Annotated in this window: 12 protein-coding genes and 2 pseudogenes; 11 read left to right on the top strand and 3 right to left on the bottom strand. The window is 67.2% G+C overall.

From position 1 onward, the window contains the following. From NUU27_RS22880 to NUU27_RS22860, 5 genes and pseudogenes are all read left to right on the top strand, one after another. Window positions 1-535 (top strand): annotated as a pseudogene (locus tag NUU27_RS22880) (pseudouridylate synthase); the annotation flags it as partial. Window positions 536-538: 3 nt separating this feature from the next. After that, on the top strand, window positions 539-1,093 hold the full coding sequence (gene rsmD, locus NUU27_RS22875; protein WP_257764612.1) for a 16S rRNA (guanine(966)-N(2))-methyltransferase RsmD: 555 nt from the start codon (window positions 539-541) through the stop codon (window positions 1,091-1,093). An 88-nt stretch (window positions 1,094-1,181) separates the two neighbouring features. Next, a complete protein-coding gene (locus NUU27_RS22870; protein ID WP_257764611.1) occupies window positions 1,182-2,555 on the top strand; it encodes a pitrilysin family protein in 1,374 nt (457 codons plus the stop codon). Then, window positions 2,552-3,901, top strand: coding sequence for a pitrilysin family protein (locus NUU27_RS22865; protein ID WP_257764610.1), 1,350 nt, complete (start codon window positions 2,552-2,554; stop codon window positions 3,899-3,901). Before NUU27_RS22870 ends, NUU27_RS22865 begins: the two co-directional genes overlap by 4 nt. A gap of 7 nt (window positions 3,902-3,908) precedes the next feature. Further along, window positions 3,909-4,790 (top strand): patatin-like phospholipase family protein, encoded by an 882-nt coding sequence (locus NUU27_RS22860; RefSeq protein WP_257764609.1) that lies wholly within the window; start codon window positions 3,909-3,911, stop codon window positions 4,788-4,790. Window positions 4,791-4,811: 21 nt separating this feature from the next. Here NUU27_RS22860 and NUU27_RS22855 read toward each other — a convergent pair whose 3' ends face one another. Next, window positions 4,812-6,632, bottom strand: coding sequence for a monovalent cation:proton antiporter-2 (CPA2) family protein (locus tag NUU27_RS22855; RefSeq protein ID WP_257764608.1), 1,821 nt, complete (start codon window positions 6,630-6,632; stop codon window positions 4,812-4,814). A gap of 132 nt (window positions 6,633-6,764) precedes the next feature. On the opposite strand from NUU27_RS22855, the gene NUU27_RS22850 reads away from it, so the two are divergent. The 6 genes from NUU27_RS22850 (at window position 6,765) to lpxK (ending at window position 12,414) form a co-directional block, all read left to right on the top strand. After that, window positions 6,765-8,111, top strand: a complete 1,347-nt coding sequence (locus NUU27_RS22850; RefSeq protein WP_257764607.1) for a TldD/PmbA family protein — start codon at window positions 6,765-6,767, stop codon at window positions 8,109-8,111. After that, a complete protein-coding gene (locus NUU27_RS22845; RefSeq protein ID WP_257764606.1) occupies window positions 8,098-8,925 on the top strand; it encodes a 3'(2'),5'-bisphosphate nucleotidase CysQ in 828 nt (275 codons plus the stop codon). The genes NUU27_RS22850 and NUU27_RS22845 overlap by 14 nt, the downstream gene beginning before the upstream one ends. A gap of 85 nt (window positions 8,926-9,010) precedes the next feature. Further along, window positions 9,011-9,259 (top strand): DUF4170 domain-containing protein, encoded by a 249-nt coding sequence (locus NUU27_RS22840; RefSeq protein ID WP_257764605.1) that lies wholly within the window; start codon window positions 9,011-9,013, stop codon window positions 9,257-9,259. Between the two features lie 13 nt (window positions 9,260-9,272). After that, on the top strand, window positions 9,273-10,058 hold the full coding sequence (locus tag NUU27_RS22835) for a lysophospholipid acyltransferase family protein (RefSeq protein WP_257764604.1): 786 nt from the start codon (window positions 9,273-9,275) through the stop codon (window positions 10,056-10,058). A gap of 3 nt (window positions 10,059-10,061) precedes the next feature. Further along, window positions 10,062-11,381 carry a lipid IV(A) 3-deoxy-D-manno-octulosonic acid transferase gene (gene waaA / locus NUU27_RS22830; protein ID WP_257764603.1) on the top strand — a complete coding sequence of 440 codons (1,320 nt, stop codon included), beginning with the start codon at window positions 10,062-10,064 and terminating at the stop codon, window positions 11,379-11,381. Next, a complete protein-coding gene (gene lpxK / locus NUU27_RS22825) occupies window positions 11,374-12,414 on the top strand; it encodes a tetraacyldisaccharide 4'-kinase (protein ID WP_257764602.1) in 1,041 nt (346 codons plus the stop codon). Before waaA ends, lpxK begins: the two co-directional genes overlap by 8 nt. A 56-nt stretch (window positions 12,415-12,470) precedes the next feature. Here the strand turns inward: lpxK and NUU27_RS22820 are convergent, their stop codons facing one another. Further along, on the bottom strand, window positions 12,471-12,695 hold the full coding sequence (locus NUU27_RS22820; protein WP_257764601.1) for a DUF2093 domain-containing protein: 225 nt from the start codon (window positions 12,693-12,695) through the stop codon (window positions 12,471-12,473). A gap of 90 nt (window positions 12,696-12,785) precedes the next feature. After that, window positions 12,786-13,553 (bottom strand): annotated as a pseudogene (locus NUU27_RS22815) (DNA mismatch repair protein MutL); the annotation flags it as partial.

The raw sequence follows: 13,553 nt of genomic DNA, 5'->3' as shown, positions 1-13,553 counted from the left end.
CGGTGCCCGGCCGCAAGGCAAGCGCCGCGCCGCTGCCGCCGGGGAGAGCCCGGCTGAAGAGCGGAGCGAACAGAAGGCACGGCCCTTCGACAAGGAGCGGACCAAACCCTCTGGCGCCCGTCCCGCCCGGGGCGGTGCCGCAAAGGGCGGATATGCCGGCAAGGGGGAAGGCGGGCGATCGGGCCGCCCCTTCGGCAAGGATAGGAAGGACGAGGCCGGCGAAGGGAAGAAGAAGCCTTTTGCCAAGCGCGAGGGCGGCTCGTTCCGCCGCGACGGCGAGGCGCCTGCGGCACGGGGAAAGCCCGAGGGGGAAAGGCGCGGCCGTTTTTCGAAGGACGAGCGGCCGCGGTCCGAGCGGCCACGCCGGGACGGCGACAAGCCGCGCGCCGAGCGTTCTGAGGGCGAGCGCAAGTTCGGTGGGAAACCGGGCGGCAAGCCGTTCGCAAAGCCGGGGGGCAAGCCCTCGCATCCGTCGCGGCCCGGCAAGGGAAGGCCCGGTGGCGGGCGTCCGGGCAAGCCTGGCAAGGGCCGCTGAGCCATGCGCATCGTGGGCGGCGAGTTTCGCGGAAGATCGCTGGCGACGCCGCGGTCGCAAGCCATACGCCCGACCACGGACCGAACCCGTGAAGCCCTCTTCAACATCCTCGAGCACCGCTATCCGGAAAAGCTCGCCGGCACGCGGGTGCTCGATCTTTTCGCCGGCACGGGAGCGCTCGGGCTCGAGGCGCTGTCGCGCGGCGCGGCCTTCGCGCTGTTCGTCGAGGAGGCTGCGGCGGCCCGCGCTCTGATCCGCGCCAATGTGGAGGCCTTGTCGCTGCAGGGCCGCAGCAAGATCTTCCGGCGCGACGCCACACGGCTCGGCGAGGTGGGCACCATGCAGCCCTTCGACCTGGTGCTGGCAGACCCGCCCTACGGCAAGGGGTTCGGCGAAACGGCGCTCGCGGCGGCGCTTGCCGGCGGGTGGCTGGCGCCGGGCGCGCTGGTGATGGTGGAGGAGGCTTCGGCCTCGCCGTTCCAGCCGCCGGCGGGCTTCGAGATGATCGAGCGCCGCGAATACGGCACATCCTGCGCGAGCTTCGCCGCCGTCGCCTGAGTTTGGTCACTTTTGCACCGATAGCTTTCGCTTGTCATGCGCGCGTGCCATGCTGGCTGGCGCTGAACCGAACGATACGGGATTGCTTATGAGATATTCAGTCGCGGCTGCCGCGCGCGGGGCGGCATTCGCCTTGTTCGTTTCACTGACGCTGCCCGCCGCAGCCTTATCCGCCGAGGCCGAGGCCTCCTCCGACATTTCCAGTTTCACGCTCGACAACGGACTTGATGTGGTGGTCATTCCCGATCACCGCGCGCCCGTCGTCACGCATATGCTGTGGTACAAGGTGGGCAGCGCTGACGAGGCGCCGGGCAAGTCGGGCATCGCCCATTTCTTCGAGCACCTGATGTTCAAGGGCACGAGCACCTATCCGTCGGGCGAATTTTCCGAGGCGGTTGCCGCCGTCGGCGGCAACGAGAACGCCTTCACGTCCTATGATTACACCGCCTACTATCAGCAGGTGGCGCCGGCCGAGCTCGACGACATGATGCGCTTCGAGGCCGACCGCATGCGCAATCTGGTTCTGTCGGAAGAGAACATCGAGACGGAACGCCAGGTGGTGCTCGAGGAGCGCCGCATGCGCACCGACAACGTGCCGAGCGCGATCCTGTCGGAAGAGCTGAACGCCACGCTTTACGAGAACCATCCCTACGGAATTCCGGTGATCGGCTGGAAGGATGAGATCGAAGGCCTGACGCATGACGACCTGAAAGCCTTCTACGACCGGTTCTACACGCCCAACAACGCCATCCTGGTGGTGGCCGGCGACGTGGAGGCCGACAAGGTGCGCAAGCTGGCCGAGGGCACCTATGGCGCGATCCCGCGCGGGCCGGACCTGCCGCAGCGGGTGCGCCCGATGGAGCCCGACCAGCGGACGGCCCGCACCGTCACCTTCAGCGACCCGCGCGTCAGCGTGCCGAACCTGTCGATCAACTGGTTCGTTCCCTCGCACAGAAGAGCCGAAAAGGGCGAGTTCGAGGCGCTGGCCATCCTGTCCGAGGTTCTGGGCGAGGGCCTGCGCAGCCGTCTTTACCAGGAACTCGTGGTCAAGCAGGGCATCGCCGCCAGCGCCGGCAGTTACCTGCAGGGCGCCGCCTATGATTATTCGGGCTTCGTCGTCTATGGCGAGCCGCGCGGCACGGCCGAGCTCGACGCTGTCGAAAAGGCGCTGGTCACGGAGATCGGCCGCATCAAGACGGACGGCATCACGCCCGAGGAACTGGAAACGGCGCGCACCAAGATCCTGCGCGACCAGATGTTCATGCGCGACAGCCAGACGCGCACGGCCAATCTGTTCGGCGCGACGCTGGCGACCGGCGGCAAGGTGGAGGACATCACGGGACTTCCCGAGCGGCTGGCCGCCGTCACCACCGACGACGTCCGCAGCGTCGCCCAGCGTTATCTCGATCTGTCGCGCGCGGTGAAGGGCTACCTTCTGCCGGCCGAGGAGAAGCGGTCATGAGGCGCGCGGCAACCATGCAGGCAGGAGTTTCCATGCGTCGGCTTTCCTCCCTCGGGGCGTTCATCGCCCTTTTCGTCCTTCTCGTCGTGCCGGTGCAGGCGGCGGTCAAGATCCAGGAGGTGACCTCGGAAAAGGGCGTGACCGCATGGCTCGTCGAGGACCACTCGATCCCCATCATCACGTTCCAATTCGCATTCGAGAGCGGCTCCGCGCAGGACCCGGCGGGCAAGGAGGGCATCGCCAACCTGATGTCCGGCCTGTTCGACGAGGGCGCCGGCGACATGGATTCGGATGCCTTTCAGAAGCGGCTCGAAGAACTCGGCGCCGAGATGTCGTTCCGCGCCGGATCGGATGCGGTCTCGGGACAGATCCGCATGCTTGCCGAAAACAGCGGCGAGGTGCTCGACCTTCTGCGCCTCGCCGTCACCAGCCCGCGCTTCGACCCCGATCCCGTGGAGCGGATCCGCGGTCAGATCGCCGTGCAGATCCGCTCCGACGAGCGCGATCCGAACAAGCAGGGCTATGTCGCGTTGCAGAAGGCGCTTTATGGCGACCATCCTTATGCGCATCCCGACGAGGGAACGCTCGAAAGCCTTCAGAGTATAACGCCGGATGATCTGAAAGCCTTTCACAAGAAGGTTTTCGCCCGCTCGAACCTGATCATCGGCGTGGTCGGGGCGATCGACGCCGAGGCGTTGAAAAAGGCGCTGGACGAGGTGTTCGGCGACCTGCCGGAAACGGCCGACCTGACGCCGGTCGAAACGGTCGCGCCGAAGCTCGACCAGCAGGTCCGGGTCGACTATCCGCTTCCACAGTCGACCATCCAGCTCGTCTATCCCGGCATTGCACGCGACGATCCGGCGTTCTTCCAGGCCTATCTCATGAACCAGATCCTGGGCGGGGGAACCTTCTCCTCGCGTCTGTTCAAGGAAGTGCGCGAAAAGCGCGGCCTCGCCTATGGCGCGACGTCCTACCTTTCCAGCCGCGATCATTCGCAGTCGCTCGGAATCCAGACCGCGACCCGGTCGGAGCAGACCGGGCAGGCTCTTGCGGTGATCGAGGACGTGATAGCCGAGATGCGCGACAAGGGGCCGACGGAGGAGGAGCTTGCCGCAGCGAAGACCTATGTGATCGGTTCCTACCCGATCAACAACCTCGATTCTTCGGTGGCGATTGCCCGCACCCTTGTCGGGCTGCAGCAGGACGATCTCGGCATCGATTATATCGAGCGCCGCGCCAGCCTGATCAACGCGGTGACCCTCGACGATGTCAGGAACGCCGCCAGGCGGCTGCTTTCTGCCAAGCCCGCCATACTGGTCGTCGGCCCGGCCCAGAACGGAGGCTAGGCGCGCCATGCAGTCGGTCGTCGAGCAAGGCACGAGGAACCGCCCGGCTTCGGGCGGGCCGAACTTCGCGCTGGCGCTGGGCGGCGGCGGCGCGCGCGGGCTGGCGCATATCCATGTGATCGAGGTGCTCGACGAGCTCGGCATCCGCCCGACCGTCGTCGCCGGATCCTCCATCGGGGCGTTGATGGGCGCGGGGCTCGCCGCGGGCATGAGCGGCAAGGACATCCACGCCCATGCGCGCGCCATTCTGGGCAGCCGGGCCGAGGTGGCGAGCCGCCTGTGGCGGGCCCGGCCGGGCAATTTCTCCGAGATGGTCGAAGGCGGATTCCGCTTCGGCCAGTTCAACGCCGAGCGCATCATCAGGGCCTTCCTGCCTGCCGCAGTGCCCGAGACGTTCGAGCAGTTGCCGATCCCGCTCCGGGTGACGGCGACCGATTATTTCGGTCACAAGCTGGCGGTGCTGGACAGTGGACCGCTCGGTCAGGCGCTCGCCGCCTCGGCAGCGATCCCCGCCGTGTTCCGCCCAGTCGAGCGCAACGGGCGGATGCTGATCGATGGCGGGATCTACAATCCGGTGCCCTTCGATCTGATTGAAGGGCAAGCGGACATCCTGATCGCCATCGACGTGGTGGGCGCTCCCGCCGATACGGGCGGCAAGGCTCCGACGTCGATCGAACTGATGTTCGGGGCAAGCCAGCTCATGATGCAGTCGATCATCGCCATGAAGCTGCTGCAGAAGCACCCGGACATCCTGATCCGCCCCCCGGTGTCGCGCTTCCGCGTGCTCGACTTCCTGAAGATCGACGCGATCCTGGCCGAGACCGCCGGCATCCGTGAGGAACTGAAGCGCGCCATCGACGCCGCGGTCGAGCGCTTCGAGGCGGTGTAGCCACAGCCGCCTGCCGGCGGCTCAGTTCTCCAGCACGTCTTCCAGCGGCTTTTCGCGCCCTTCCGGATCCAGCCGGCGCGCTTCGCGGGTCGGCTTGATGAGCGGCTCGGGCGTCACCGGGCGCACCCGCATCTTGTCGTTGCCGGCGTAGATGCCCTCGACCGCCTGGATGGCCAGTCGCTCCTCGTCGCGGCGCCGCACGTCCTCCATGATCTCGCGGGCCATCTCCTCGTCGATGCCGACCGCTTCGAGGGCGCTGCGGCCGAACATCAGGGCCGATTCCGAAGTCTCGCGGATCTCGTACTCCACGTCGCGGTCGCGCAGCGACAGCGTGTGCGCCCGGTCATAGGATCGCACGTAGAGCCGCACATGCGGAAACTCGTCGCGGATCAGGTTGACGATCCGGTCCGTGGTGGTCACGCCGTTCGTGCACACGGCGACGAGCTTGGCGCGCCGGATGCCGGCGGCCTCCAGCACCTCCTTGCGACGGCCGTCGCCGAAATAGATGCGGAACCCGAAGCGGCCCGCCGCCCGCACGCGGTCGGCCGAATGATCGATGATCGTGACCTCCGTGCCGCCGGACAGGAGCACCTGCGAGACGATCTGGCCGAAGCGCGAGAAGCCGATCAGCATCACGTCGGCGCCGGCCCCGTCGAAATCCTCGTCCATCTCCTCTTCCTGCTCGCTGCGCGCCAGAAGTTCGCCGAGGCGCACGGACAGCGGCGTCACGGCCATCGAGACGGTGACGATGGCGATCAGCAGCGAGGCCATGGACGAGGAGAAGATGAAGGCCGAGGCAGCGGCGGTGAACAGCACGAAACCGAACTCGCCGCCCTGCGGCAGAAGGGCGGCGACGCGCAGCGCATCGTTGTGATTGCAGCCGAAAACGCGACCGATCCCGTAGAGGATCACCGCCTTGACGAGCATCAGGACGGGCACGGCGATCAGGATGGCGAGCCAGTTCTGGAAGATTATGCCGAGGTCGAGCGACAGGCCGATCGCCATGAAGAAAAGGCCGAGCAGGATGCCGCGGAAGGGTTCGATGTCGGCTTCCAGCTCGTGCCGGAAGGAGGATTCGGCCAGCAGCACGCCGGCGATGAAGGCGCCCAGCGCCATCGACAAGCCGGCCATCTCCATGAGGCTCGCCGATCCGAGGACGACGAGCAGCGCCGCCGCGATCATGACTTCCTTGGCGCCCGTGTTGGCGATGATGCGGAACAGCGGGTTGAGCAGGTAGCGGCCGGCGGCGACGAGCGCCGCGACGCTGGCCAGTGCCAGCGCGAAGCGCTCCAGGCTGATCGCCTCGGCGCCTTCCCCGCCCGGGGAAAGGAGCGGGATCAGCGCCAGAAGGGGCGCGATCGCCAGGTCCTGGAACAGGAGAATGGAAAAGGAGGTCTGCCCATAGCGGTGATTGAGCGTGCCCTGTTCCTCCAGCGTCTGCACCGAAAAGGCGGTGGAGGAAAGAGCGAGGCCGAACCCGACGATGAAGGCCGCACCGAAGGAGAAGCCGAGGAAGGCCACGCCGATCGCGGCCAGCACCGTTCCCGTCACCACCACCTGCACGAGACCGAGGCCGAAGATGCTGCGCCGCATCGCCCACAGGCGGGCAGGCTTCAGCTCCAGGCCGATGATAAACAGCAGGAAAACGACCCCGAGTTCGGCGACGTGCAGCAATTCGCGCCCGTCGACGATCAGGCGTGCCACGGGCCCGATGGCGATGCCGGCGGCCAGATAGCCGAGGATCGTTCCAAGCCCCACGCGCTTGAACAGCGGCGCGGCGATCACCGCGCCGGCCAGCAGAAGCAGGGGTTCATAATAGAGCGGCGCAGCTTCAACAGCCATTGGGATCCCGTTTATACGTTTGCGAAAGTCACCTGCACCATTGCACATATGCCAGGCGAATCATAAATGGAAGCAAGGCGAAGGCGTGCGCTCACCTTCGCGCGCAACGCTTCTCTCCAGTCAGGGATATCGATGACGGCGAACCTTCACAAACAGCATCTTGTCGACCGCGTGGCCGCCCTTGTCGAGGCGGCGAAGAAAGCGGGCGCGGATGCCGCCGATGCGGTCGTCGTCAGGGCCCGTTCCGAGAGCGTTTCGGTGCGTCTCGGCAAGGTCGAGGGCACGGAAGCCTCGGAGAGCGATGACATGTCGCTGCGTGTCTTCGTCGGTGCGCGGGTGGCGAGCGTTTCCGCCCCCGCCAACGCGGATCCGGCACCGCTTGCCGAGCGGGCTGTCGCCATGGCGCGGGTTTCGCCGGAGGACCCCTATCAGGGGCTTGCCGATGAGCGCCGTCTCGCCCGCCAGCCGGCCGATCTCGATCTCTTCGACGCAACGGAGGTTTCGGCGGACCGCCTGAGGGAGGATGCGCTTGCCGCCGAGGAGGCAGCCCTTGCGGTCTCCGGCGTCACGAATTCCTCGGGCAGCGGGGCGAGCGCCGGCTCCGGCGGCCTCGTTCTTGCCACCTCCGACGGCTTCCTTGGCCAGTATGAGGCAACGCGCTTTTCCCGTTCGGTCAGCGTCGTGGCCGGCGAGGGGACCGCGATGGAACGCGACTACGACTATTCCTCGCGCCTGCATTTTGCCGATCTGGAACAGCCGCAGGACATCGGTCGCCGGGCGGGCGAGCGCGCGGTCAAGCGCCTCAACGCCCGCAAGGTCGAGACCGGCCGCTTTCCGGTGATCTACGATCCGCGCGTGGCGCGCGGCATCGCCGGGCATCTGGCCTCTGCCATCAACGGCGCATCGGTGGCGCGCAAGTCGAGCTTCCTGCGCGAGATGATGGGCAAGAAGGTTGCCGCTGCCGGCATCACCGTCACCGATGACCCGACCCGCAAGCGCGGCCAGTCATCGCGGCCCTTCGACGGCGAGGGGGTGGCGGGCGAACGCCTGGTGATGGTCGAGAACGGTGTTCTGCGGCACTGGTTCCTGTCGACCTCCATCGCGCGCCAGCTTGGTTTTCCCGGCACGAACGGCCGCGGCGTGCGCGCTGCGTCTTCGGTGAATCCGGCCTCGACCAATTTTGCGCTCGAGCCGGGAGAGACGACGCCCGAGGCGCTGATCGGCGGCATCAAGGCCGGCTTCTATGTCACCGAGGTCTTCGGCCAGGGGGTCGACCTGGTGACGGGAGAATACAGCCGCGGCGCCGCGGGTTTCTGGATCGAGGATGGCGCGCTCGCCTATCCGGTGTCGGAGGTGACGATTGCCTCCAACCTCAAGGACATGTTCCTAAACATGACGCCGGCAAACGACCTCGATCGCAATTTCGGCACCGCCGCGCCGACGCTTCTCATCGAGGGCATGACGCTTGCCGGAAAGTGACAAAGCGCTGCACGCGCACGCGGAAGACCTTTCCCTGATCACCGGAGTGGCGCGCGAGGCGGGACGCATCGCGTTGAAGTATTTCCGCCGCGACCCGGAGGTCTGGTGGAAGGGCGGCACGTCGCCGGTCAGCGAGGCGGACCTTGCGGTCGACCGCTTCCTGCGCGAGGCGCTGCTTGCCGCGCGGCCCGCCTATGGCTGGCTTTCGGAGGAAACGGCTGCCGCCCCGGAACGTCTTTCGGCGTCGCGCGTCTTCATTGTCGATCCGATCGACGGCACGCGCGCCTTCATCGGCGGGCGCCCCACCTGGTGCATCAGCATCGCGGTGGTGGAGGAGGGCAGGACAATCGCCGGCGTGCTCGACTGCCCGGCCGTCGAGGAGGTCTATACGGCCGCGCGCGGGGACGGCGCGTTCGCCAACGGGACGCGCATCAGCGTCAAGAAGCCCGCCGCCGACGTGGTCATCGCCGGTCCCAAGTCGATGCTTTCGAAGCTGCCGGCGGACCTGTTCCAGCGGACGAGGCCGCATGGCTACGTGCCGTCGCTCGCCTACCGCATCGCCATGGTGGCCCGCGGCACGCTGGATGCCACCTTCGTCAAGCCAAACGCCCATGACTGGGACATCGCTGCCGCCGATCTGCTGCTTCACGAGGCGGGCGGCGCGATCCTCAACGCGAGCGGCGTGGCGCCACAGTATGGCGGGGCCGATCCGCGCCACCGCGCGCTGGTCGCCGGCAGCCAGCCTCTGCTTCGAAAGCTTGCCGCGGTGGTCGCCGACCTCGAAAGCCGAGAAGCCGGGGGACGTAGCCTCTAAACGGTTTCAAATTCGCGGGAATTCCTCTACACGGGCGTGTAGCAAATCGCATGTTGCCACATTCCCATTGCAAACGGGTTTCGTCATGGCCGAAGAAAACGAGAAATCGCAACTCCTGCACCTGGTGTTCGGCGGCGAGCTGACGTCGCTGACCAGCCTCACCTTCCGCGATCTCGACGGACTCGACATCGTCGGCATCTTCCCCGATTACAAATCCGCCGAAAAGGCCTGGCGGGCCAAGGCGCAGGAGACAGTCGACAACGCGCATATGCGCTATTTCATCGTTCATTTGCATCGCCTGCTCGATCCCGGCGCCGGCAAGGCCGAGGGATAGCGAAAGGCTGCCGATGGAGAACAAGGCGACCGTGCCTTCAAATGCCATGCGCGTCGAGCGGAAAAAATCGGGAAGCCGCCCGTTGAAGGGCTTGTGGCGCCGCATCCGCAAGCCGCTTGCCCGCTCCCGCTTCGTCAAACAGGCGCTGGCGGCGGTGATGGCCAATGCCCTGCGCCTGATCGACCGCACCAATCCGCGTGTTGCCGGATCGCATGATCTGGAAGCGGCCATTGCCGCCCATTCGCCGGCCATCGCCGCTCTGTGGCATGGCCAGCATCTGATGGGACCGGCGATCAATCCGCGCAAGCACAGGCTGGTAGCCCTCTTTTCGCGCAGCGCCGATGCCGAGCTCAACGCGCTGGTTGCCGAGAAGCTCGGCTTCGGCATCGTTCGCGGCTCCGGCGGGCGCAAGGGTGAGCGCAACAGCGGCAAGGGCGGCGCACAGGCGCTGATCGCCTTGAAAAAGACCATCGAGCGTGGCTGCAATGTCGCGATGATTGCAGACATTCCGCATGGCACTCCGCGCGAGGCGGGGCTGGGCATCGTCACGCTGGCGCGCATTTCCGGCCGGCCCATCGTTCCGGTCGCCATCGCCACCAGCCGCCGGAAGGTGCTCGAGGGCACCTGGGACAAGACCACCATCAACCTGCCGTTCGGACGCAGCGCCGTGGTGCTGGGCGATCCGATCTATGTCGAGCCCGCGGCCGACGAGGCGGTGATGGAGGAAAAACGCAGGCAGGTGACCGACGCGCTCAACGAGGCGACGCGGCAGGCCTACGCCCTTGTCGACGGCAAGTGATCGATGAGCGAGCGGTGGGCGCGAGCCATTCTCACGACATACCGCTGGGCGGGCGCTGCCGCCTTTCCGCTGGTCGGCGGCTACATCGTCTGGCGCGCCGGCAAGGGCAAGGAAGACAGGGCCCGCCGGCATGAGCGCTATGGCCGCGCCGGCCATCCGCGGCCCGATGGACCGTTGATCTGGATGCACGCGGCAAGCGTCGGCGAAACGGTCGCCGTGATCAGCCTGATCGAGCATCTGATCGCCTACGGCATCAACATCGTCCTGACGACCGGCACGGTCACTTCGGCCAAGGTGGCGGAGGAGAGGCTTGGTGACCGCGTCATCCACCAATATGTGCCGCTCGATCTGAAGCCTGCCGTCAGCCGCTTTCTCGATCATTGGAAGCCCGACTTGGCGATCATGGCCGAATCGGAGATCTGGCCGATGACGATCCTGGAGCTGGGCGCGCGGCGCGTGCCTCAGGTCCTGGTCAATGGCAGGCTCTCCGACCGTTCCTTCGCCAACTGGCAGAAGCGGCCCTTCCTGGCCGAGGCGCTGTTCGAGAATCTCGCCCATGTCATCGCTCAGTCGGAGGTCGACGGCGAACGCTTCCGCACACTCGGGGCGCGGCCGGTGACGGTGTCCGGCAACCTGAAGGTGGACACCGGCGCCCCGCCCGTCGACAAGGATGCGCTGGCGCTGCTGCAGCGGGCCATCGGCAAGCGCGAAACCTGGGCCGCCGTCTCGACTCACAAGGGCGAGGAGACGATCGCCGCCGAGGTGCATGGTAAACTCAAGGCGCGCCATCCGAGCCTTTTGACCATCATCGTGCCGCGCCATCCCGAGCGCGCGGCCGATCTGGAGCAGGAGTTCACGGCACAGGGCCTGAAGATCGCTAGGCGCAGCCGCAACGACCCGGTCACCGCCGACACGGACATCCTGCTTGGCGACACGATCGGCGAGATGGGGCTCTATCTGCGCCTCACGGAGGTGGCCTTTGTCGGCCGCTCGCTCGTCCAGGAGGGCGGTCAGAATCCCATCGAGCCGGCCCGGCTCGGCACGGCGGTGCTGGCCGGCTGCAACGTGCAGAACTTCCGCGACGCCTATCGCCGTCTGATCGACCGCGGCGGCGCGAGGCTGGTGCGCGACGGCGAGATGCTGGCCGGCGGCGTCAACTTCCTGCTCAACAACGATGCCGCGCGCCATGCCATGATCAAGGCTGGCCTCACCGCCGTCGACGACATGTCCGGTGCGCTCAAGCGGACGCTGCAGGCGCTCGATCCCTACATCCATCCGCTGGTCGTCAAGAGCCGCCTCGAAGGCGGGGACGATTATGGCTAGCGAGGCGCCGCCCTTCTGGTGGGAGGCACCCGACTGGCGGGCCTGGTGCCTGTCGCCGGTTTCGGCGCTGTACGGGCTGGCGGCCGGCTACCGGCTCACCCTGGCGCGGCGGCATCCCATCGCGGTGCCGGTGCTCTGCGTCGGCAATTTCACGGTCGGCGGCGAGGGCAAGACGCCAGTCGCAATCGCCCTGGCCAAGCAGGCCCGCAAGGCCGGCCGCAAGCCGGGGTTCCTGTCGCGGGGCCATGGCGGAAGCCTGCTCAAGCCGCATCTCGTCGAGGCAGGCAGCGATTCCTCCCGCCTGGTGGGCGACGAGCCGCTGCTTCTCGCCCGGCATGCGCCGACGGTGGTGACCCCGGACCGTGCCGCTGGGGCAGGGGTCCTGGTGGAGGCGGGATGCGACTTCATCATCATGGACGACGGTTTCCAGAGCGCGCGCATCCACATGGATTATGCGTTGATGGTGGTGGACGCCAGGCGCGGCATCGGCAACGGCCACGTCATTCCCGGCGGGCCGCTCAGGGCGCGACTGATCGACCAGCTCCGCCGGGCCGACGCGGTGCTGACCATGGGAGAGGGCGAGGCGGCGGATGCCGTGGTCAGGCAGGCTTCGCGCGCCGGCAAGCCGGTGTTCGAGGCGCGCCTGAAGCCGCGCGGCGTGCGCTCCGTCAAGGGGGGGCGGTTCCTGGCCTTCGCCGGCATCGGCAATCCGCGCAAGTTCTTCGACAGCGTCCGCGAGGCCGGCGGCGAAGTGGTGGAGGCGCGCAGCTTTCCCGATCACCACCCCTATGACGAGGAGGAGTTGCAGGACCTTCTGAAATCAGCGGAGGCGGCGGGGCTCACGCTGATCACCACCGAGAAGGACCTGGTGCGGCTCGGCCACGGCGGCCCGCTCGTCCGGAGGGTCGCGGAGCGCTGCCGCGTGCTGCCGGTCGACGCCGTCTTCGCCGCGCCGGACGTGCCGGCGAGCATCGTCGCCGACACCATCGAGGCATGGCGGGACCGCAGCCTCAGATCGCGTTCAAAGAGTTAGAGCGGGATGCGGGCGGAAAACCGCTTCACACTTTTCCTCATCCGGCTCCAGGCTGGCTATCCCCGCTGCCTGAGCGAGGGGTCATCCTCGATCTCGCGGGCCAGCGAGACCTCGGCATTGAGATAAGGTTCCTGCCGCGCGACGCTCCAGTATTTCAGCTCGTCCAGCGGAATCGACTGGCCTGTGACCGCGCAACGCACGAAGGCGCCCGGCGTCATCACCTGGAAATCGCCATCCAGATAGCGGATGCGTGCCTCGCGGGCGCCTTCGAAACGGTTCATGTGCAAAGCCTCGGTTGCCGCTACGTTGCGCCACAATTCGACCTTGCCGTCAAGTCGCCTGTGTGGCCTGGGGGTGCTGCCGGACCGGCTTCAGCGCCGGCCGAACAGGCGCTCGATGTCGCTGAGCTTCAGCTCGATATAGGTCGGCCGGCCGTGATTGCAGGTGCCGGAACCCGGCGTCGCCTCCATCTGGCGGAGCAGGGCGTTCATCTCCTCCGGCCGCAGCCGCCGGCCTGAACGCACCGATCCGTGGCAGGCCATGGTGGCGGCAATGTGGTCGATCCGCTCCTTCAGCGTATCGGCCGTGTCGTGCTCGGCGATCTCGTCGGCGAGATCGCGCACGAGCTGCGGCACGTCCACCTCGCCGAGCATGGAGGGCGTCTCGCGCACGGCGATGGCGCCGGGGCCGAAGCGCTCCAGCCCGAGGCCGAAACGGGCGAGGAAGTCGGCATGCGAGGCGACCCGTTCGGCATCCTCCTCCGGCAGGTCGACGATCTGTGGCATGAGCAGCATTTGCGCCGGCAGCGGGCGCGAATGGAGCGCCTCCTTCAGGGCCTCGTAGACGAGCCGCTCATGGGCCGCATGCTGGTCGACGATGACGAGCGAATCCTGCGTCTGCGCGACGATGTAGTTCTCGTGCACCTGCGCACGCGCCGCTCCCAGTGGTTGGCGCGTCAATTCGGCCGGCGCCCCTTCCATGCCCGCGCGCGCATCGGCGCTGAGCCCCGGTCCGACATCGAAGGTCGCCTGCCGGGGGGCGGAAAAGCCCGGGCCGGGCGCGGCATCCAGCGGGCGGCTGGGCGAGGTCTCCCAGCGCCAGTCCTGCGCCGGCCGGGGAGAAGGCGCGAACGCTCTGCC

The sequence above is a fragment of the Nitratireductor sp. ZSWI3 genome (genome assembly GCF_024655565.1).
Taxonomy (GTDB): Bacteria; Pseudomonadota; Alphaproteobacteria; order Rhizobiales; family Rhizobiaceae; genus Nitratireductor.
The sequence above is the reverse complement of the archived record's forward strand: the minus strand, read 5'-3'. Positions and strand labels throughout refer to the sequence as shown.